Source organism: Pseudomonas frederiksbergensis (assembly GCF_001952935.1).
GTDB classification, from domain to species: Bacteria; Pseudomonadota; Gammaproteobacteria; order Pseudomonadales; family Pseudomonadaceae; genus Aquipseudomonas; species Aquipseudomonas frederiksbergensis.
In genome coordinates this window covers 5,615,482-5,635,098 of sequence record NZ_CP018319.1, presented here as the reverse complement: position 1 = coordinate 5,635,098, position 19,617 = coordinate 5,615,482, and the positions used below count along the sequence as shown (strand labels likewise).

At 59.4% G+C, this 19,617-nt stretch carries 16 protein-coding genes; 10 read left to right on the top strand and 6 right to left on the bottom strand.

The genetic code is table 11. The features are described 5' to 3' along the window. Positions 1 to 203 precede the first annotated feature (203 nt). From PFAS1_RS26410 to PFAS1_RS26400, 3 genes are all read left to right on the top strand, one after another. On the top strand, positions 204 to 1,808 hold the full coding sequence (locus tag PFAS1_RS26410) for a VRR-NUC domain-containing protein (RefSeq protein WP_232252295.1): 1,605 nt from the start codon (positions 204 to 206) through the stop codon (positions 1,806 to 1,808). Continuing rightward, positions 1,805 to 4,090 carry an ATP-dependent DNA helicase gene (locus PFAS1_RS26405; RefSeq protein WP_076031607.1) on the top strand — a complete coding sequence of 762 codons (2,286 nt, stop codon included), beginning with the start codon at positions 1,805 to 1,807 and terminating at the stop codon, positions 4,088 to 4,090. Before PFAS1_RS26410 ends, PFAS1_RS26405 begins: the two co-directional genes overlap by 4 nt. 173 nt (positions 4,091 to 4,263) lie before the next feature. Then, positions 4,264 to 6,183 carry a hybrid sensor histidine kinase/response regulator gene (locus tag PFAS1_RS26400; protein WP_076031141.1) on the top strand — a complete coding sequence of 640 codons (1,920 nt, stop codon included), beginning with the start codon at positions 4,264 to 4,266 and terminating at the stop codon, positions 6,181 to 6,183. A 220-nt stretch (positions 6,184 to 6,403) separates the two neighbouring features. Here the strand turns inward: PFAS1_RS26400 and PFAS1_RS26390 are convergent, their stop codons facing one another. The 4 genes from PFAS1_RS26390 to PFAS1_RS26375 all read right to left on the bottom strand — a co-directional run bounded on the left by PFAS1_RS26390 (position 6,404) and on the right by PFAS1_RS26375 (position 9,615). Further along, the gene (locus PFAS1_RS26390; protein WP_076031139.1) at positions 6,404 to 6,880 is read right to left on the bottom strand and encodes a hemerythrin domain-containing protein; all 477 of its coding nucleotides are present in this window, start codon (positions 6,878 to 6,880) and stop codon (positions 6,404 to 6,406) included. Positions 6,881 to 7,136: 256 nt separating this feature from the next. Continuing rightward, the gene (locus PFAS1_RS26385) at positions 7,137 to 7,433 is read right to left on the bottom strand and encodes a hypothetical protein (protein ID WP_074880683.1); all 297 of its coding nucleotides are present in this window, start codon (positions 7,431 to 7,433) and stop codon (positions 7,137 to 7,139) included. A 186-nt stretch (positions 7,434 to 7,619) separates the two neighbouring features. Then, positions 7,620 to 8,963: a cation:proton antiporter gene (locus tag PFAS1_RS26380; protein WP_076031138.1), complete on the bottom strand. Its 1,344-nt coding sequence runs from the start codon at positions 8,961 to 8,963 to the stop codon at positions 7,620 to 7,622. A 40-nt stretch (positions 8,964 to 9,003) separates the two neighbouring features. Beyond that, on the bottom strand, positions 9,004 to 9,615 hold the full coding sequence (locus tag PFAS1_RS26375; RefSeq protein ID WP_074876562.1) for a Yip1 family protein: 612 nt from the start codon (positions 9,613 to 9,615) through the stop codon (positions 9,004 to 9,006). A gap of 170 nt (positions 9,616 to 9,785) precedes the next feature. On the opposite strand from PFAS1_RS26375, the gene PFAS1_RS26370 reads away from it, so the two are divergent. From PFAS1_RS26370 to PFAS1_RS26360, 3 genes are read left to right on the top strand one after another with little or no spacing between them, the layout of a single operon-like run. Then, entirely contained in the window at positions 9,786 to 10,304 is a 519-nt protein-coding gene (locus tag PFAS1_RS26370) for a CinA family protein (RefSeq protein ID WP_076031137.1), read from the top strand. Continuing rightward, positions 10,297 to 10,815, top strand: coding sequence for a hypothetical protein (locus PFAS1_RS26365; protein WP_076031136.1), 519 nt, complete (start codon positions 10,297 to 10,299; stop codon positions 10,813 to 10,815). Before PFAS1_RS26370 ends, PFAS1_RS26365 begins: the two co-directional genes overlap by 8 nt. 7 nt (positions 10,816 to 10,822) lie before the next feature. After that, complete coding sequence (locus PFAS1_RS26360; protein ID WP_076031135.1) at positions 10,823 to 11,272, top strand: DUF421 domain-containing protein; 450 nt, start codon at positions 10,823 to 10,825, stop codon at positions 11,270 to 11,272. Positions 11,273 to 11,466: 194 nt separating this feature from the next. Here PFAS1_RS26360 and PFAS1_RS26355 read toward each other — a convergent pair whose 3' ends face one another. Continuing rightward, the gene (locus PFAS1_RS26355) at positions 11,467 to 12,324 is read right to left on the bottom strand and encodes an SDR family oxidoreductase (RefSeq protein ID WP_076031134.1); all 858 of its coding nucleotides are present in this window, start codon (positions 12,322 to 12,324) and stop codon (positions 11,467 to 11,469) included. 133 nt (positions 12,325 to 12,457) lie between these two features. Further along, complete coding sequence (locus PFAS1_RS26350; RefSeq protein WP_076031133.1) at positions 12,458 to 13,612, bottom strand: MalY/PatB family protein; 1,155 nt, start codon at positions 13,610 to 13,612, stop codon at positions 12,458 to 12,460. A gap of 385 nt (positions 13,613 to 13,997) precedes the next feature. Here PFAS1_RS26350 and fdnG point away from each other — a divergent pair, with 385 nt between their 5' ends. The 4 genes from fdnG to fdhE are packed head-to-tail and all read left to right on the top strand — an operon-like array spanning position 13,998 to position 19,580. Further along, positions 13,998 to 17,063: a formate dehydrogenase-N subunit alpha gene (gene fdnG, locus PFAS1_RS26340; protein WP_156886759.1), complete on the top strand. Its 3,066-nt coding sequence runs from the start codon at positions 13,998 to 14,000 to the stop codon at positions 17,061 to 17,063. Then, positions 17,064 to 17,999: a formate dehydrogenase subunit beta gene (gene fdxH / locus PFAS1_RS26335; protein WP_076031130.1), complete on the top strand. Its 936-nt coding sequence runs from the start codon at positions 17,064 to 17,066 to the stop codon at positions 17,997 to 17,999. After that, positions 17,996 to 18,649 carry a formate dehydrogenase subunit gamma gene (locus PFAS1_RS26330; RefSeq protein WP_076031129.1) on the top strand — a complete coding sequence of 218 codons (654 nt, stop codon included), beginning with the start codon at positions 17,996 to 17,998 and terminating at the stop codon, positions 18,647 to 18,649. Before fdxH ends, PFAS1_RS26330 begins: the two co-directional genes overlap by 4 nt. Positions 18,650 to 18,653: 4 nt before the next feature. Then, positions 18,654 to 19,580 (top strand): formate dehydrogenase accessory protein FdhE, encoded by a 927-nt coding sequence (gene fdhE / locus PFAS1_RS26325; RefSeq protein ID WP_076031128.1) that lies wholly within the window; start codon positions 18,654 to 18,656, stop codon positions 19,578 to 19,580. Positions 19,581 to 19,617 lie beyond the last annotated feature (37 nt).

Here is a 19,617-nt window from a genome sequence, read left to right as displayed (position 1 = left end):
TCTATCGCGGTTGGTGCGATGGATCGGCAGAAAGTTCAGAGGCACAGGAAAAATTAGCGGATCAGGCCGCCGCTTATCCTTTTCCGTTTGCCCGGCGGGGGCGTAGCTGGTATCTGTACGCATAACCAGTACTCGCTCACCATGGCTTTTTTCCTGTGACTGCAAATCCTCTCGACGACCCGTTCTATTACTTGAACAACTTCATGCAAGTGCTTGATTGGCTTGAGCATCGCTATGCCGATTTGTTGAGTGTCGAAGAGCAACACTTCATTTGCGAGTTCAAACGGTTGCCCCGGGAATCCAGGGCATTGCTGGTCAGGATGGTGATGCGCAAGGGGCATCACTTCCGGGCGAGCAAGCTGCGTTACCTGGAGATCGGCGACATCGGCATCGCCGCCGATCCACTGCTGGCGCTGGGCTGGATCGATGAGCAATTGCCGCTGTCGATCGAAGTGCTGTTCGAGGTGCTGCTCAAGGCGGAAATTCTCCAGTGTTTTGGCGCCACCGTCGATCAACCCAAAGGAAAAAAGACCGATTGGCTGCCCGCGCTGAGCGAACAGTTTCCTCAGGCTCATAGCTTCGGCCAATGGTGCCCGTCGCTGGATGACCGATTGTTCAGCCTGACCATCATGTGCCTGTGCGACCGGCTGCGCTTGATGTTTTTTGGCAATCTTTACCAGGACTGGTCCGAGTTCGTACTGGCGGACCTTGGCATCTTCACCTATGAAAAAGTCGAGTTCTGCGCCGATTCCCGAGGGCTGCGCAGCCGCGACGACGTGGACGCCTGCCTCTTCCTGCATGAATGCCAGCAACGTTTCGAGGCCGGCGAACCCGTGGAAGGCATTGTCGAGCAGATCAAAGGGCTGGCGCTGAGCAATCCCTGGCTGCAAAGACGTCGCGGCAAACTGTTGTTCCAGATCGGTCAGCACTGCGAGCGTGTGGCGGATTTCTCTACCGCACTGGCGATCTACCGCGAGTGCGCCTATCCCGGCGCGCGCCTGCGCTTGATTCGCGTGTTGGAGCGCTGCGGTGAATACCAACTGGCCATGGACCTGGCCACTGCGGTGGAGCAAGCGCCGGAAAGTGCTGCCGAGCGGCAACAATTGCTGCGTGTACTGCCCAGGCTGCGGCGCAAGCTGGGCGGACCGGTGATAAAGCGCTCGTCGCCACGGGAAATGCTGCGCCTGGACTTGCAACTGCCCAGAACCGACCCGGCATTGTCGGTGGAATCCTACGTTCAGGCGCATTTGATGGAAGATTCGGCACCGGTGCACTACGTCGAAAACAGCCTGATCAACTCGTTGTTTGGCCTGCTGTGCTGGCCGGCGATTTTCGCGCCGTTGCCGGGGGCGTTTTTCCACCCGTTCCAGCGTGGGCCGGTGGACCTGCTCAATGAGGACTTTCACGCACGCCGCGCGGAGTTGTTCCACAGCTGCCTGGCTGAACTCGATGACGGGCGTTACCGCCAGACGATTCGCCAACGCTATGCCAGCAAGTGGGGCGTGCAGTCGCCCTTCGTGTTCTGGGGCGTGCTGAGCGAAGAATTGCTCGATCAGGCACTCGATTGCCTGCCGGCCGAACACCTCAGGCACTGGTTCAATCGACTGCTGTTGGACATCAAGGCCAATCGTGCCGGCATGCCGGACCTGATCCAGTTCTGGCCGCAGGACAAAACCTACCGGATGATCGAAGTCAAAGGCCCCGGTGATCGCCTGCAAGACAATCAATTGCGCTGGCTCGAGTTCTGTCATGAGCACCAGATGCCGATTGCCGTCTGCTACGTGCAATGGGCGGAGCAGGGCGCTTGAGTTACAGCATCGCGGTGCGGGCGCTGTGTGAATTCACTGCCAAGGTCGGTGACCTCGACCTGCGTTTTACGCCTTCGCCGACGGCGCTGGAAGGGATGGTCGGGCACCGTACGGTGGCGTCCCGGCGCAGCGAGGGCTACCAGAGTGAAGTCGCGCTTGAAGGCCTGTACCAAACGTTGAAGGTAAAGGGCCGGGCCGACGGTTATGACCCCGCGCAAAATTGCCTGGAAGAAGTCAAAACCTATCGCGGCGACTTGAGCAAGCAACCGGCCAACCACCGTCAACTGCACTGGGCGCAGGCGAAGATTTACGGCTGGTTGATGTGCGAGAAACTGCAGCTGGCACAGATCAATCTGGCCCTGGTGTACTTCAACATCGTCAATGAAAAGGAAACCTGCCTGGTCGAGGCTTTCAGCGCCGCGCAACTGCGGCTGTTCTTCGAACAACATTGCGCCTTGTTCCTGCACTGGGCCGAACAGGAAATGGCTCATCGCGAAGGGCGTAATCGGGCGGCGCAACAACTGGCGTTTCCCCATGGCGACTTTCGACCGGGTCAGCGTCATCTGGCGGAGTCGGTGTTCAAGGCGGTCAGCACCGGTCGTTGCTTGATGGCACAGGCGCCCACGGGGATCGGCAAGACGGTCGGTACGCTGTTCCCGATGCTCAAGGCCCTGGCGCCGCAGCAACTGGACAAGGTGTTCTTCCTCACGGCGAAAACCCCGGGGCGCAAACTGGCGCTGGACGCCGCGCAAGTGATCCTCGACAGCGCCGGCGCGCCACCCTTGCGGGTGCTTGAAATGATCGCCCGGGACAAGGCCTGCGAGCATCTGGACAAAGCCTGTCACGGCGAATCCTGCCCGTTGGCCCAGGGGTTTTATGATCGCTTGCCCGCCGCTCGCCAGGCGGCCAGCAAATTGTCCCTGCTGAACCAGAACGCTTTGCGCGAGGTAGCCCTGCAACACGACATCTGTCCTTATTACTTGAGCCAGGAAATGGCCCGCTGGGCAGACGTGGTGGTCGCCGATTACAACTACTATTTCGACTTCAGCGCGCTGCTGTTCGGGCTGGCCCAGGCCAATAACTGGAAAGTCGCGGTGCTGGTGGATGAAGCCCACAACCTGGTGGAGCGCGGCCGGCAGATGTACAGCGCCAGCCTCGACCAATCGACCCTCAACGCTGTACGAAAAACCGCGCCCGATGCGTTGAAAAAATCCTTGCAGCGGGTGAATCGTGAGTGGAATGCCCTGCATAACCAGCAACTCGGCGCCTATCAGGCCTATGACAAGGCGCCGGAAAAACTGCTCCAGGCGTTGTCATCGTGCAGCGCGAGCATCGGCGATTACCTGAACGATCACCCGCAAGGCCTGGATGGGGCGTTACAGAATTTCTATTTCGACATGCTGCAGTTTTGCCGAGTGGCCGAGCTGTTTGATGAACAGTTCCTGTTCGACATCAGCAAGCGCGACCTCGACCGCCAACGCAACCTGTCGCAGTTGTGCCTGCGCAACGTAGTGCCCGCCGGCTTCATCCGCCCACGCCTGACGGCCGCACGCAGCACCGTGCTGTTTTCCGCGACCCTGAGCCCTCGCCACTACTATGCCGACCTGCTTGGTACGCCAGCGAACACGGTGTGGATAGACGTTGAATCGCCATTTCACGCCGATCAGCTGCAAGTGCACATCGTCAGCCAGATCTCCACACGGTTTGTCCATCGCCAGTCATCCCTCGCACCGATCGTCGAGCTGATCGCCCGGCAGTTCAGCCAACGCCCCGGCAACTACCTGGCGTTTTTCAGCAGTTTCGATTATTTGCAGCAAGTGGCGCAGTTGCTGGCCCAACGGCATCCCGACATCACTCTGTGGTCGCAGTCCCGGGGTATGGGGGAAGGGCAGCGACAGGACTTCCTCGATCAGTTCACCGCCGAGAGTCAGGGCGTCGGTTTCGCGGTGTTGGGCGGGGCTTTTGGCGAAGGCATCGACTTGCCGGGCGCGCGACTGATCGGAGCGTTTATCGCCACCCTCGGGCTGGCGCAACTCAACCCGGTCAACGAGCAGTTGAAGCAGCGCATGGCAGCCATTTTCGGCGCCGGTTATGACTACACCTACCTGTTTCCCGGCGTGCAGAAAGTGGTGCAGGCGGCGGGGAGGGTGATCCGCACCCAGCAGGACCAAGGGGTGGTGATGTTGATTGATGACCGGTTTGGCGACAGCAAGGTCAAGCAGCTACTGCCGCGCTGGTGGTCGATTGCTCCGAGGCCGTTGGAAGTCGAGATATGTCGGTAGCTGCGCAGTAAATGCACACTCTGAGTCCGAAATTCGTCTACAACCATGTGTACGTCCACATCATCGTCAAGCACGTGAATCGATAATGCTGGGCGACGAGTACGTTTTTCCGACTTTCCAAATGCGTGGTTTGTCGCATACTCCCAAAAAACCGGGCATATCAAGAGGGATCAATGAACGAAGATCGGACCAAAGCCAATGCCATCGACGACAGTCGTTTTCGCCTGTTGATCGATGCTGTGATTGACTACGCGATCTACATGATTGATCCCGATGGCATCATCACCAGCTGGAACAGCGGCGCCAGGCGTTTCAAGGGGTACGAGGAGTTCGAAATCCTCGGCCAGCACTTTTCGCGGTTTTATACCGAAGAGGATCGCCGTGCCGGTTTGCCCCAGCGGGCACTGGACACGGCGATCAGGGAGGGGCGTTTCGAGGGGGAAGGCTGGCGGGTTCGCAAGGACGGCACGCATTTCTGGTGCCACGTGGTCATTGACCCGATTCTCGACCCGTCGGGTAAGTTGCTCGGGTTTGCCAAGATTACCCGCGACCTGACCGATCGCAAGATGGCCGAAGAAGTCCTCAAGCAAAGCGAGCAGCAGTTCCGCCTGCTGGTTCAAAGCGTCACTGATTACGCCATCTACATGCTCGCCCCGGATGGCCGCCTGACCAACTGGAATCCCGGAGCCCAGCGCATCAAGGGTTATTTGCCTGAAGAAGTCATCGGCAAGCACTTCTCGATGTTCTACACCCCGGAAGACCGCGAGGCCGGCGAACCGCAACGGACCCTGGATATTGCCGTGCGAGAAGGGCGGTTCGAAAACAAAGGCTGGCGCGTGCGCAAGGACGGTACGCGATTCCTGGCCAATGTCGTGGTCGATCCGATTTGGGGCGAAACCGGCACTTTGCTCGGATTCGCCAAGATCACCCGTGATATCACCGAAGTCACGCAAGCCCAGCAGACGCTGGAGCAAACCCGCGAAGCGCTGTTCCAGGCGCAGAAAATGCAGGCCATTGGCCAACTCAGCGGTGGCATTGCCCACGACTTCAACAATTTGCTGACGGTCATCCTCGGCAATCTGGAAATCGTGCGCAAACGAGTGGGAGAGGATCCGAAAATTACCCGACTGGTGGACAATGCCACCCAGGGCGCCTTGCGCGGTGTCTCCCTGACCCAGCGCATGCTGGCGTTTGCCAGGCGTCAGGAACTCAAAGCCGAACCTGTTGAGATCCCGGCGCTGGTGCAAGGCATCATTGGCCTGTTGCGCAGCTCGCTCGGGCCGTCCGTGGTGCTCGAAACCCGCTTTTCACCAGAACTCGAACCGGTCCTGGCGGATGTCAATCAGCTTGAGCTGGCGGTGTTGAACCTGGTAACCAATGCCCGTGATGCGATGCCTCATGGCGGGAAAATCGTCATCAGCACCAAGACCGAAGAAACCGTGGATCAACCGCAGTTATCCCTGCTGCCAGGCCGGTATGTGTGCCTGAGCGTCAGCGATACGGGGGAGGGCATGGATGAAACCACGCTCGGTTCGGCAATGGACCCGTTCTTTACTACCAAAGGTATTGGCAAAGGCACGGGACTGGGGCTTTCGATGGTGCATGGCTACATCGAGCAATTGGGTGGGCGATTCGTCCTCAAGAGCCAGAAGGACATAGGCACCGTCGCCGAATTGTGGATACCCGTCGCCACGACCGGTACGGTTGCCAGGCCCGTTGCCGAGGAGACCGCACCGCCGGTGCCCCGTCTATGCGTGTTGGTGGTGGATGACGATAGCCTGGTGTTGACCAGTACCTGCCTGTTACTCGAAGACCTGGGGCATCGGGTGGTCAGTGCGACGTCCGGGGCGCAAGCGCTGGAAGTATTCGACGCCGAAGCAGCGATCGACCTGGTCATCACCGACATGGCCATGCCGCAGTTGAACGGCGCACAACTGGCGCAAGCTATCCGCACTAAAAAGCCGGACCTGCCGATCATTCTTGCTACCGGTTACGCCGAGCGTCTGGAAGGTTTTGCGACCAGACTGCCGCGTCTGTCCAAACCCTTTACCCAGCTCAATCTGGTGGAAATCATCGCCTCGACCATGAAGTGATTACGCATGCTCGGCGTTTGGCTGCATGAGAAGCGAGTGTTCGCAGCTTTTTCCTTATCGTTTCCTGATCGTTCCCACGCTCTGCGTGGGAATGCATCCTGTGACGCTCCGCGTCACCGTTGCGCAGCGGAACGCGGAGCGTCCCCGGCGGCATTCCCACGCAGAGCGTGGGAACGATCAATGGGTAAGCGAGTAATCAACCAAACAGCATGACGGTACATCAAGCCGCCATATTGCCTGCACTCATCTCCTTCTTGTACTGAACTTTCAAACTTTCCATCTGCGCGCCCAACTCTTCCAGGGTGGCTTTGCCCAGCAGCTTCTTGGCCTGAGGAAACATCTCGGTTTCCTCTTCTTCGATGTGATGTTCCAGCAGTTCCTTGATCACTTTCACCCGACCGGCAAATTCCGGAGTGGTCGGGTCGGTGGCCTTCAAGTCTGGCAGCACCAGCGAATCTACGGTGCGGTGTTCTTCCTTGGCTTCGTAATACATGACGTCCTGCTCCTTGCCCCCGGCTTTCTTGTAGGCCGGGTACAAGACTTCTTCTTCGAGGCGGGTATGGATGGCAACCTCCATTTCCAGCTTGGCCAGCAACTCGCCGCGTTTTTTAACACCACGTTCGGTGGATTCGCTTAATTGGGTCAGGATGCCTTTTACGCGTTCATGGTCAGCTTTCAACAGGTCTATAGCGTTCATGGTCGAGTCTCTCCACATGTCAGGGGGTGAGCGCGAACGGTCTCAAGGCCGAAAGTCGCTCATAGTCTCTGAGCATTTGTCGTGCCGGTTTGCCAGTGCGATAACGTGTTTATAAAACAATAGGTTGGAGTGACTGATGGCGAACTGGGGTCATGCAGCCTGCATGAGCCTGGAAATTGACTCATGCAGTTCGCAGTGGAGCATTGATGTTTTTTCAGTCAAAAAAAGCCCGGCGACTGTGCCGGGCTTTTCCAGTTCAGGATATGGATTCCGGCTGCTGGAGCGAACGATGTGCGTTTTGCGTGGATATCGAGACAGGCGGGAAATTTTCGTTGAGCAGCCGCAAGTGCTCGATCGCCTCCTCGAACTTCATGTCGGCCTTTCTGCGCAAGGCCTGATAGCGATCGAACTGGTTCACATCCATGTCGCCGCCCTCCAGTAACGCGAAGGCGCTGCGGCTGAGTGCCTGGGCCTCTTCAAACATTTGATGATTACGTTCCAGGGCGAAAGCCCGGCAGGCTTTGATTTCATCGGAGGTGGAATAGTGAACCATGACCAGCACCTGATTTTTTCGAAGTTCTTTTTGATAGGGATCGATGCCGCAGGGGCCCGAACCCGACACGTCCCGCCGTGCAAAAGCCGAGCGGGATTAAGGTTGTGACCTGCGGGATTGCTCAAGGATTTCAAATTTATCAGCGAAGAAATTCGATAACTCATGCGGCAAACATTCACGGCCATATCAAAAAAGTTGATTTTTTTGCCGTTCATACCGAGCCAGGATCGGTTGAGTACTGATGCCGTGGAACAGAATGCTGAGCGCAACCACGGATAACGTCAGGTCGATACATAACGTTGCTATCGAATCGCCCAACCCATGATTCACGGCATAAAACAGGTAATACAGACTGCCGATGCCGCGTATGCCGAACCAGCCAATCAGCATGCGCTGGTGGCCGTTGAGCAAACGGCCCCAAGGCATGGCGACGACGCAAAGGGGTCGTATCAGGCAGAACAGCGCGCCGGCGATCGGCAACGCACGCCAATCCCAGTGAGCCATCAACACCACGCCGAGCAGCGTCATCAGAAACACTTCCATGGCCCGTTCCACCAGACTGCCAAAGGCGAGCATGTCGCCCATCATGATGCCTGCAGCGACCTGCGTGTCCTCAAGGCTTGCGGTATCACCATGAACCGCATGTTGCGGCTCGACGTTCTGATGTCCCACCACGGGCTGAACCAGATGCTCGGCGGGAAGCTCGTCGTCGCCTGTGGATTTGACCTCTTCGTGGCGCAAACCCAGACCGGCGGCGAACACCGACAAGAAGCCATAACCGTGAATCCACTCGGCCCCGACATACGCCAGGGCAATCAAGGCGAGGGCCAGGTAATCGTTCGGGGAAAGGGTACTGTCGTCATTTTTGATGCGCATCAATAAGGTCAGGCGGCCAATGCCACGGCCCATCCAGTAGCCGGTGAGCAAACCGGCCGGGACTGCCCACAACAGACTGCTCAGCACCCAGTCCCTCAGCCAGCCGGGGTTACCGTCTTGTTGCACCAGCAGCAGGCCAAGGATAACGAACGGGAAGGCGATCCCGTCATTGAGCCCGGCTTCACCCGACAGCCCGAAGCGCACGCTGTCGTCATCCCGGGCGTCGTTGACTTGCACCAGGGCGGCGAGTACCGGGTCGGTGGGCGCCAGAATCGAGCCGATCAACACGGACGCGCCCCAGGACAATTCGAAGCCGTAATGCAGCAACAGGCTGACCCCGGCAATGGTCAACACCATGACCGGGCCGGCCAGGCCGTAGGCGATGCGCCAGTTTTCGTTCCTGAGCGGCAAGCGCAACTTCAAACCGCAGACAAACAATGAAAACAGCACCGCGACTTCCGTCAGGTGCTCCATCCAGATGGACGCTTCTTCGGTGTCCAGTTTCAATAGCCCCAGCCCCGCGGGACCGATGGCGGCGCCCAGCACCAGGCACACCGCCGACGTGGTCACCGGCATCCAGCGCAGGTACGAAGAGGTCAATGCCAGTGTCAGCAGCACCGCACCCAACACCGCCACCCATAGAATAAAGCTCATGCTCGGTACTCGTTGGGTGCCTGCCGCGATGCCTCTGCCATCAACCGACGGTCGTGCGCAGGTATTCAGGCGTCAATACGTTGAACCATAGCAGGATCATCGAGACCAGGAGGGTGACCAGCACCAGCAGGCCGACGCCCCAGACGCAAGCGGCGTTCAGCAAGCCTTGTTCCTTGCGTTCATGCATAAAGGTCGGCAAGCCGACGAACAGCAGAAACGTCGAATAGATCGACGCTGCGCCCAGCACCACAATCGCCAGCCAGCGGCTGGGGTACAAACCGGCAATGCCGGCGAGGAAGTACGGGGTCACGGTGTAAGCGGCAAAGCCGATGCATTGGTTGACGGTCGGCCGTGCGTCGAAGGTGCGCGACATCCAGCGGATAAACAGCCCCATCAACGCCACGCCGACGACGATGGTCACGTAGAGCAACACGCAGAGCTGTAGCGCGCTGGCGGTGCTGAGCTTGACGAGTTCGTTTTCGACCAGGCTCCAGCCGACGTAGGTGGTGCCAACAAACAGGCACACGGCGGGAATCATGGCGAGCAACAATAAATGGGCGAGGTAGTGGCATGGATGCGCTTCCTCTTCCTTGCGGATATCCGTCCATACGTAGTTCGGTTGGGTGAACAGCTTGACGATAGGTGCGGACATGATGACCTCCGGATCTGGAGCGGCCCGTAGCAGGGGGCCCTAAACGTATTGAGAGGCGAGTTTTGACAGGGGTTCAGTTTTTTATCCCAAAGCCGGGCGTGGTCGGATAGAGGGAATGTTTGCGAACGCGCAAGGTCAACCGAGCAGCTCTCCTTTCTGGATGATGTGCCATGAACGTCAGCCAATCCGTGGTCGAATACTTGCGTCAAAACGACTTGCTGCTGACCACCGCAGAGTCTTGTACCGCCGGGAAAATCGTCACGCTGCTGGCGGAGGTCCCGCACAGCGGGGAGTCGATCGAATGCGGGTACGTGGTCTATTCCACCGAAGCGAAACAGCGCTTGCTCCACGTCAACCCGAAGACGATCGAAACATTCAATCTCACCAGTTGTGAAGTCGCTCAGGAAATGGCCGTGGGTGCGCTGCGCGACAGCACGGCCAATGTTGCGGTGGCGACCACCGGCATCCTCGGGCCGGAAGACATCGATGGCATCCCGGCTGGCACCATTTGTTTCGCCTGGGCCTATCAGACCGGCCAGGGACGATGTGTTTTCAGCCGACAGGTGCGGTTTTCCGGTACACGCAGTGAGGTGCAGTTATTGGCCGCGGAGCACGCGCTGAAGTTGCTGCCGCACTTCCACCAACAGGCATTGGCCGGTGAGCAAGGGCAGGGCGCACTCGATGAATGATGAATCCGGCCAGACCGATTACCACAGCCGCGACTATCCCGTGCGCGAAGACATGGCGCATCAGGTCAAGGTCTGGCAATTCGAGCGTTGGGGCTGGTACTTCCTGGCGTTGGTGGTGTTGCTGGCGTTGCTCGGCCTGTTTTCACGCGGGCCGCTGAGTACCCGGGACGTTCAGGGCGACGATGGCAAGGTCCGGGTGCAATACGAGATGTTCCACCGCCACGGATCGACCAATCCGATGCAGATCAGCCTGAGCGGTGCGCCCAATGCCACGGTTGAGCTGGAACTGACCGGCGCGCTGCTGGACGGTTTCAACATTGAAACCGTGCAACCACAACCCCTGCGCGCCATCAGTGCCGGGCACGGCATGAGGTTGTGGGTGCAAACCGACGCTCAGGGCCAGGCGAACCTTTACCTGACGTTTCGCGGCGATGGGCTGGGACTGTTTCGCAGCCGCGTTGCATCACCTGGCGCCATGCCAGTGAACATCGATCAATTCATTTTTCCTTAGGTGACCTATGGACTCGGTATTGCGCGCGGCTGCGATATATCTGGCGCTGATGGTGCTGTTCAAGATTGCCGGTAGACGCTCCCTGGCCGAACTGACGACATTCGATTTTGTGCTGTTGATGATCATGGGTGAGGCGACTCAGCAGGCGTTACTGGGCGATGACTTTTCCTTGACCAATTCGATGCTGGTGATCGTCACGCTGATTGTCATCGACGTCGGCCTGTCGTTGCTCAAACAGCGCTCGCAATGGGTATCGCAGTTGATCGATGGCGGACCGACGATCATCGTCGAGAACGGCAAGGTTCTGCACAAACGCCTGCACCACGCGCGATTGATCGAGGCCGACATCATGGAGGCGGCACGCTCGAGCCAGGGCATCGAAACCCTTGAGCAGATCAAGTTCGCGATCCTGGAGCGCAACGGCAAGATATCGGTGATTGCTCATGAGCCGTCGTGACTCCTGTGCGCTAAATGAAATATCGAGGCAGGCACACACTTGTGGCGAGGGGGCTTGCCCCCGTTCGGCTGCGGAGCAGTCGTAATTCATGCGTTTTAGCTGAAGAAAAGCAGGGCCGCTTCGCGACCCAACGGGGGCAAGCCCCCTCGCCACAAGTGTGTGCCTGAAGTACCGGTCCCACATGAGCATTGCATTCAAAGCATCGGCTTACCGCCGGTGATCCCGTACCGCTGGCCCGTGATGTAACTGGCCTCATCCGATGCCAGCAACACATAAATCGGCGCTACTTCCACCGGCTGGCCCGGCCGTCCGAGCGGGGTTTGGCCGCCGAAGTCCTGAACCTCTTCAGTGGGCATGGTCGAGACAATCAACGGTGTCCAGATCGGCCCCGGTGCCACGCAGTTCACCCGAATGTTCTTCGGCCCCAGCATCTGCGCCAGGCCAGCGGTGAAGTTGGCAATCGCGCCTTTGGTCGTGGCGTACGGCAAAAGGGTCGGTTTGGGCATGTCGGAATTGACCGAACTGGTGTTGATGATCGAACTGCCGGGTTTCATGTGCTTCAACGCGGCCTGACAGAGCCTGAAAATAGCGGTGATGTTGACGTCGAAGGTCATCACCCATTCTTCGTCCGGGATGTCCTCGAGGTTTTCGTGGCTCATCTGGAACGCGGCGTTGTTGACCAGCACATCGATTCGGCCAAAACGTTCGACCGTCTTGTCCACCAGTGCCTGGCAGTGGGCTTTCTGCGCAAGGTCACCGGGCAATAACAGACACTGCCGGCCGGCGTGTTCGACCCAGCGTGCGGTTTCCTGTGCGTCTTCATGTTCATTGAGGTAGGCGACGACGACATCCGCGCCTTCACGGGCGAAGGCGATGGCGACGGCGCGACCGATGCCACTGTCGGCGCCGGTGATCAGGGCGATCTTGCCGTCCAGTCGGCCTGAACCCTTGTAGCTTTGTTCGCCACAGTCGGGGTACGGGTCCATTTTATTTTGGGAACCGGGGACAGGCTGGCTTTGCTTAGGGAAGGGTGGTTTTGGATAGGAAGTCATTGCGAAATCTCCGTTCTCAAGGCAGAGGAATCAAAGGGTTGACCCTGGTGTTTTGCCTTGAGTTCGGTTGGATTTCCGTGATGGTCACTCTTGTCGCCGATCGTTCCCACGCGGAGCGTAGGAACGATCATCATCAGGCTTTGCGATTGAGCAAGCTGCGTTCCATCCGCGCAATGCCTTCTTCCAGCAACGACCGTGGGCAGCCGAAATTCAGGCGCACGAACTGTTTGTTGGCATCGCCGAAATCCAGGCCAGGGCTCAAACCGACCCTGGCTTGCTCAAGGAAAAACTGCTGCGGGTTCTCCAGTCCCAGCGCCGAGCAATCGAGCCACGCCAGGTACGTGCCTTGCGGGATATTCATGGTCACTCCCGGCAGTCGGGTGTTGACCGCGTCCACCAGATAATCCCGATTGCCTTGCAGATACGCCTTCAACCCGGCCAGCCAAGGGCCGGCTTCGCTGTAGGCGACGCGCGTCGCTTCCATGCCCAGCGGGTTGACGCTGTCGACCATGCCGCAGCGGGCGTGGTTGACCTTTGCACGCAACGCCGAGTCCTGAATGATCATGAACGATGTTTTCAGCCCGGCAATGTTGTAGGCCTTGCTCGCCGACATCAGCGTGATGGTGCGCTTGGCGATTTCCGGGCTCAGAGAGGCCGTCGGAATGTGCACGCGCCCGTCGAAACACAGCTCGGCATGAATCTCGTCCGAGATGATCCAGGCGTCCTGCTCCAGACAGATGTTGGCAACCGCTTGCAGTTCTTCTCGCGGGAAGACTTTGCCTAGCGGGTTGTGCGGGTTGCTCAGCAGCAGCGCACCGCCACCGGTCAGCGCCCGATTCAGGGCATCAAGTGGCGTGGCGTAAGTGCCGTCCGCCAACGCGTCGAATTCGAGTTCAACCTTGTTCAGCCCCCAGTGCCCCGGCGCATGGCGCAGCGGCGGGTAGTTCGGGACCTGCACCACAACGTTTTGTTGCGGCTGCACCAGCGCATTCAGCGCCATGTTGAACCCCGATTCCACGCCCGGCAGGAAAATCAGTTCCTCAGGCAATACGCGCCAGGCGTACTTGTTCCAGAGGTCGGCGACGATGGCATCGCGCAAGTCGTCCTGGGCCACGCTGTAGCCGAGCATCGGGTGTTCCAGACGTTTTTGCAGGGCCTGGATGATCACCGGCGGTGCGCAGAAGTCCATGTCGGCCACCCACATCGGCAACACGTCGGCCGGGTAACGGCTCCATTTGGTACTGCCGGTGTTGTGGCGGTCGAACACCTGATCAAAATCGAAAGTCATGCTCAGTCTCATAAAAAGCGGGGTTGAACGTGGGGCAATGATAAGCGCCAAGCCCCTGTGGGAGCGAGCCTATGTGGCGAGGGGATTTATCCCCGTTGGGCTGCGAAGCGGCCCCGAAATCGAAAACCGCGGTGTGCCAAGTACTCCGCACACGATGGTTTACGACTGCTTCGCAGCCGAACGGGGATAAATCCCCTCGCCACATAGGCTCACTCCCACAGGGTGTGTGATGGCTTACGCCTTGGGATTGCCCGATGGTCGGTTTTCACACAGTCAGTTCTAACATTGTCTACAGTTTCAAGTGTCGGCAGCCAGACTGCCACAACCGTGATTGTCCAGAAAAACCCGGCAAAAATACCGGGTCTCCACCTGACAGGAGTGCACGATGGACCTCAACCGTCGTCAGTTCTTCAAGGTCGCTGGTATCGGCCTTGCGGGCTCGAGCCTCGGCGCGCTGGGCATGGCCCCCGCGACTGCCTTCGCCGAGCAGGTGCGCCACTTCAAGCTTGCCCACACCCATGAAACCCGCAACACCTGCCCGTATTGCTCGGTCGGCTGCGGCTTGATCATGTACAGCCAGGGCGATGCAGCGAAGAACGTCGCGCAAAACATCATCCACATCGAAGGCGATTCCGACCACCCGGTCAATCGCGGCACCCTGTGCCCCAAAGGTGCCGGCCTGCTCGACTTCATTCACAGTCCCGGCCGCCTGCAATACCCGCAAGTGCGCAAACCCGGCACCACCGAGTGGACGCGCATCTCCTGGGATGAAGCGCTCGATCGCGTTGCCGACCTGATGAAGGCCGACCGCGACGCCAACTTCATCGAGAAGAATACCCAGGGCCAAACGGTGAACCGCTGGCTGACCACCGGTTTCCTCGCGGCCTCGGCGTCGTCCAACGAAGCGGGTTATATCACCCACAAAGTCATTCGCAGTCTCGGCATGCTGGGGTTCGATAACCAGGCGCGTGTCTGACACGGCCCGACGGTGGCAAGTCTTGCCCCAACGTACGGCCGTGGTGCCATGACCAATACCTGGACCGATATCGGTAACGCGAATCTGATCCTGGTGATGGGCGGCAACGCAGCAGAAGCGCACCCGTGCGGCTTCAAATGGGTGACCGAAGCCAAGGCGCACAACAAGGCACGCTTGATCGTGGTCGATCCGCGTTTTACCCGGACCGCCTCGGTGGCCGACTATTACGCGCCGATCCGCACCGGCACCGACATCGCCTTCATGGGCGGGCTGATCAATTACCTGCTGACCGAAAACAAAATCCAGCACGAGTACGTACGCGCCTATACCGACGTGTCATTCATCGTCAAAGCCGGGTTTGGCTTCGAGGACGGGATCTTCAGCGGCTACGACGCGGCCAAACGCATCTACACGGACAAGTCTGGCTGGGGTTATGAAATTGGTGATGACGGCTTTGTCAAAGTCGACCCGACCCTGCACGACCCGCGTTGCGTCTATCAATTGATGAAGACCCATTACAGCCGCTACACCATCGAACTGGCGAGCCAGATTTGTGGCATGCCCGTCGATGCCATGCAGAAGATCTGGGAAGAAATCGCCACTTGCTCGCAACCGGGCAAGACCATGACGATTCTCTACGCGCTGGGCTGGACTCAGCACTCGATCGGTTCGCAGATCATTCGCAGCGCCGCCATGGTGCAATTGCTGCTGGGCAACGTCGGCATGCCGGGCGGGGGCGTCAATGCCTTGCGCGGGCACTCCAACATCCAGGGGCTGACCGACCTCGGCTTGCTGTCCAATGCGCTGCCGGGTTATCTGACGTTGCCGCAGGATGCGGAGCAGGATTACAGCGCCTATATCACCAAACGCACGCAACTGCCGTTGCGGCCGGGGCAACTGTCCTATTGGCAGAACTACGGCAAGTTCCACGTCAGCCTGATGAAAGCCTGGTACGGCGCGAACGCCACGCTGGAAAACCGCTGGGCTTTTGACTATCTGCCGAAACTGGACATCCCGAACTACGACATCCTCAAAGTGTTCGACCTGATGAGCCAGGGCAAGGTCAACGGCTACATGTGCCAGGGCTTCAACCCCATCGCCGCGCTACCCGACAAAAACCGGGTGATGGCGGCGTTGGCCAAGCTCAAGTGGCTGGTGGTGATGGACCCGCTGGCCACCGAGACCTCGGAGTTCTGGCGCAATGTCGGGCCGTACAACGACGTTGAAACCGCCGGCATCCAGACCGAAGTGATTCGCCTGCCCACCACTTGTTTCGCCGAAGAAGACGGCTCGCTGGTCAACAGCAGCCGCTGGCTGCAATGGCACTGGAAAGGCGCCGACGGCCCAGGCGAAGCGCGCACCGATATACGGATCATGAGCGAGCTGTTTATCCGTCTGCGTCAGCGTTACCAGGCCAACGGCGGCGCTTATGCCGAGCCGATCCTCAAACTGTCCTGGCCCTACAAAATCGCCGAAGAGCCCTCGCCGGAAGAGCTGGCCAAGGAAATCAACGGCTATGCCACCGCCGATTTCACCGACGCTAACGGCGCGACGATCAAGGGCAACGCGCAACTGGCCGGTTTCGGCCTGCTCAGGGACGACGGCAGCACGGCTTCCGGTTGCTGGATTTTCTGCGGCAGCTGGACAGAGGCGGGTAACCAGATGGCCCGGCGCGACAACAGCGATCCGTATGGCATGAAGCAACACCAGGGCTGGGCCTGGGCCTGGCCGGCGAATCGGCGGATTCTCTACAACCGCGCTTCGTGCGACCCGCAAGGCAAGCCGTGGGACGAGAAAAAACGCCTGGTGTGGTGGAACGGTAAATCCTGGGGTGGTACCGATGTGGCTGACTTCAAGTCCGACTCGCCACCGGAAGCCGGGATGAATCCGTTCATCATGAACCCCGAAGGCGTGGCGCGGTTCTTTGCCGTCGACAAGATGAACGAAGGACCTTTCCCCGAGCACTACGAACCGTTCGAAACGCCGATCGGGATCAACCCGTTGCACCCGCAAAACAAGAAAGCCACCAGCAACCCGGCGGCGCGGATCTTCGATTCGGTCTGGGAGACCTTAGGCGTAGCCAAGGACTATCCCTATGCCGCAACCAGCTACCGGCTGACCGAGCATTTCCACTTCTGGAGCAAGCATTGCGAGCTCAACGCGATTTCCCAACCCGAGCAGTTCGTCGAGATCGGTGAGGTGCTGGCCAAGGAAAAAGGCATCGTCGCTGGCGACCGGGTTCGTGTCAGTTGCAAGCGCGGGCACATAGAAGCGGTGGCGGTGGTGACCAAGCGGATTCGTCCGCTGCAGGTCAACAATCAGGTGGTGCACCAGATCGGTATCCCGCTGCACTGGGGTTTTACCGGGCTCACGCGCCACGGTTACCTGACCAACACCCTGGTGCCGTTCCTCGGCGATGGCAACACTCAGACCCCGGAATCCAAGTCATTCCTGGTCAACGTGGAGAAAGTCTAAATGGCCAGCCAAGACATCATCGCCCGTTCGGCCACCACGACCGTCCCGTCCTCGGTGCGCAACCAGGAGGAAGTGGCCAAGCTGATCGACACCACCAAGTGCATCGGCTGCAAGGCGTGTCAGGTCGCCTGTTCGGAATGGAACGAGTTGCGCGACGAGGTCGGTCACAACCTCGGCACCTACGACAACCCCCGGGACCTGAGCGCAGAAACCTGGACCTTGATGCGCTTCACCGAACACGAAACCGCCGCCGGCAATCTGGAGTGGTTGATTCGCAAGGACGGTTGCATGCACTGCGCCGAGCCCGGTTGCCTGGCCGCGTGCCCGAGCCCGGGGGCAATCATCAAGCACGCCAATGGCATCGTCGATTTCGACCAGGACCATTGCATCGGCTGCGGGTATTGCATCACCGGTTGCCCGTTCGATATTCCGCGAATCTCGCAAAAGGATCACAAGGCCTACAAATGCACATTGTGCTCGGACCGCGTGGCGGTGGGGCTGGAGCCGGCCTGCGTCAAAACCTGCCCGACGGGCGCCATTGTGTTCGGTACCAAGGAAGACATGAAAGATCATGCGGCCGAAAGGATCGTCGACCTCAAGAGTCGTGGCTTCGACAATGCTGGCCTGTATGACCCCGAAGGTGTCGGCGGCACCCACGTCATGTACGTGTTGCACCACGCCGACACACCGAAGTTGTATGCCGGCCTGCCGAGCGCTCCGACCATCAGTCCGTTGGTGGACCTGTGGAAAGGCGTGAGCAAACCCTTGGGATTGCTGGCCATGGGCTTGGCGGTGCTGGCCGGGTTCTTCCACTACGTGCGGATCGGGCCGCAATTGGTCGAGGAGGACGAACTGCCGACCACCGTTGACCCTGCGGTGCATGAAGTCGATCCGTCGGTACATACCTTTGATCCGCGCGGGGAGGACAGACCATGATCCGCAGACAGATCCTGCGCTACACCTCGAACCAGCGCACCAATCACTGGCTGGTGGCGATTTTCTTCTTGATGGCGGCACTGTCGGGGCTGGCGTTGTTCCACCCGGCACTGTTCTGGCTGAGCAACCTGTTTGGCGGTGGGCCGTGGACGCGCATTCTGCATCCGTTCATGGGCGTGGTGATGTTCGTCCTGTTCCTGGGCTTGGTGATTCAATTTTTCCGGGCGAACATTTTTATCACTAACGATCGCTTGTGGCTGCGACGTGTCGGGCGGGTGATCCGCAACGAAGAAGAAGGCGTGCCCGCGATCGGCAAGTACAACCCGGGGCAAAAGCTGCTGTTCTGGATTTTGCTGATATGCATGCTGGTGCTGTTGTTCAGCGGCTTGGTGATCTGGCGCGAATATTTCAGCGAGTACTTCGGCATCACCAGCATTCGTTGGGCCATGCTGCTGCATGCGTTGGCGGGTTTGATCCTGGTGCTGAGCATCATCGTTCACATCTATGCCGGCATCTGGATCAGGGGGGCGGTCAGCGCCATGACGCATGGCTGGGTCAGCCGCGCCTGGGCGAGGAGACACCATGAACTCTGGTACCGCGAAGTGACCCGCGACGAGCACCCCGACCGGCCGATCAACAAAAAAGGATAACCCCTTGGCGACGATTCTTGAGCCTGGCGAGATCGAAGCGGCGGCGAGTTCGCCGCCGTTCCTGCACCTGCCCCCGAACAACCTGTTCACCTTGCGCGCCTTGCGCCTGGAGCGTCTGGTCGACGGCCATCCGCTGGCCGATTACCTGCGGCTGGTGACCGGCCTGTGCCACGTGCAGCAGGGACTGATGGACGACCCGCCCGTCACCGCCATGCCCGATCCCGAACGTCTGCGCGTGTGCCAGCAACACGGCTTGCCGCCGTTCGCTGCCGACAGCCTGGTGCGCGAAGACCATTGGCTGCCTTACCTCGAAGCCCTGTTGCAGTGTTACCAGCCACCGCCGCAACCGGCCGTGGAAAAAGCCGTGGCGATGTTGCGCAGCGCCAACGTCGGGCAGCGCAAGGCCTGGGCGATTGCGCTGGTCAGCGGCCAGTTCACCTTGCTGCCCGCCGCGGTGGTGCCGTTTCTCGGCGCGGCGTTGCAAGTGGCCTGGAGTCATTGGTTGCTGAGCACACCGGACCTTGCGTTGAAACCCGGTGACAGCCTCAGCCAATGCCCGGCCTGCGGTTCGCCGGCCATGGCCGGGGTGATTCGACACCGCGGCAAGTACAACGGCTTGCGGTATCTGGTGTGCTCGCTGTGTGCCTGCGAATGGCATGTGGTGCGGGTCAAATGCGTGTATTGCGAACAAAGCAAAGGCCTTGAATACGTAAGCCTCGATGACGACCGTCACGCCGCCAATCAGGCACCCATACGCGCGGAGGTCTGCCCCGGCTGCCGCAGCTACCTGAAACTGCTTTACCTGGAAAACGACGCCGAGGCCGAAGCGCTCTCCACAGACCTGACCAGCCTTCTGCTGGACATGCGCCTGGAGCAGGAAGGCTACCAGCGTCCGGCGCCTAATCTGTTGCTGGCACCGGGAGGTGACTGAGCTATCCCTTTAAGCTATCCCTCCGAGCTCAGCAGCT

Coding starts and splice junctions, on each gene's coding strand:
- PFAS1_RS26410 (WP_232252295.1), top strand. CDS start 204: ATGCAAGTGCTTGATTGGCTTGAGCATCGCTATGCCGATTTGTTGAGT.
- PFAS1_RS26400 (WP_076031141.1), top strand. CDS start 4,264: ATGAACGAAGATCGGACCAAAGCCAATGCCATCGACGACAGTCGTTTT.
- PFAS1_RS26390 (WP_076031139.1), bottom strand. CDS start 6,880: ATGAACGCTATAGACCTGTTGAAAGCTGACCATGAACGCGTAAAAGGC.
- PFAS1_RS26385 (WP_074880683.1), bottom strand. CDS start 7,433: ATGGTTCACTATTCCACCTCCGATGAAATCAAAGCCTGCCGGGCTTTC.
- PFAS1_RS26380 (WP_076031138.1), bottom strand. CDS start 8,963: ATGAGCTTTATTCTATGGGTGGCGGTGTTGGGTGCGGTGCTGCTGACA.
- PFAS1_RS26375 (WP_074876562.1), bottom strand. CDS start 9,615: ATGTCCGCACCTATCGTCAAGCTGTTCACCCAACCGAACTACGTATGG.
- PFAS1_RS26370 (WP_076031137.1), top strand. CDS start 9,786: ATGAACGTCAGCCAATCCGTGGTCGAATACTTGCGTCAAAACGACTTG.
- PFAS1_RS26365 (WP_076031136.1), top strand. CDS start 10,297: ATGAATGATGAATCCGGCCAGACCGATTACCACAGCCGCGACTATCCC.
- PFAS1_RS26360 (WP_076031135.1), top strand. CDS start 10,823: ATGGACTCGGTATTGCGCGCGGCTGCGATATATCTGGCGCTGATGGTG.
- PFAS1_RS26355 (WP_076031134.1), bottom strand. CDS start 12,324: ATGACTTCCTATCCAAAACCACCCTTCCCTAAGCAAAGCCAGCCTGTC.
- PFAS1_RS26350 (WP_076031133.1), bottom strand. CDS start 13,612: ATGACTTTCGATTTTGATCAGGTGTTCGACCGCCACAACACCGGCAGT.
- fdxH (WP_076031130.1), top strand. CDS start 17,064: ATGGCCAGCCAAGACATCATCGCCCGTTCGGCCACCACGACCGTCCCG.
- PFAS1_RS26330 (WP_076031129.1), top strand. CDS start 17,996: ATGATCCGCAGACAGATCCTGCGCTACACCTCGAACCAGCGCACCAAT.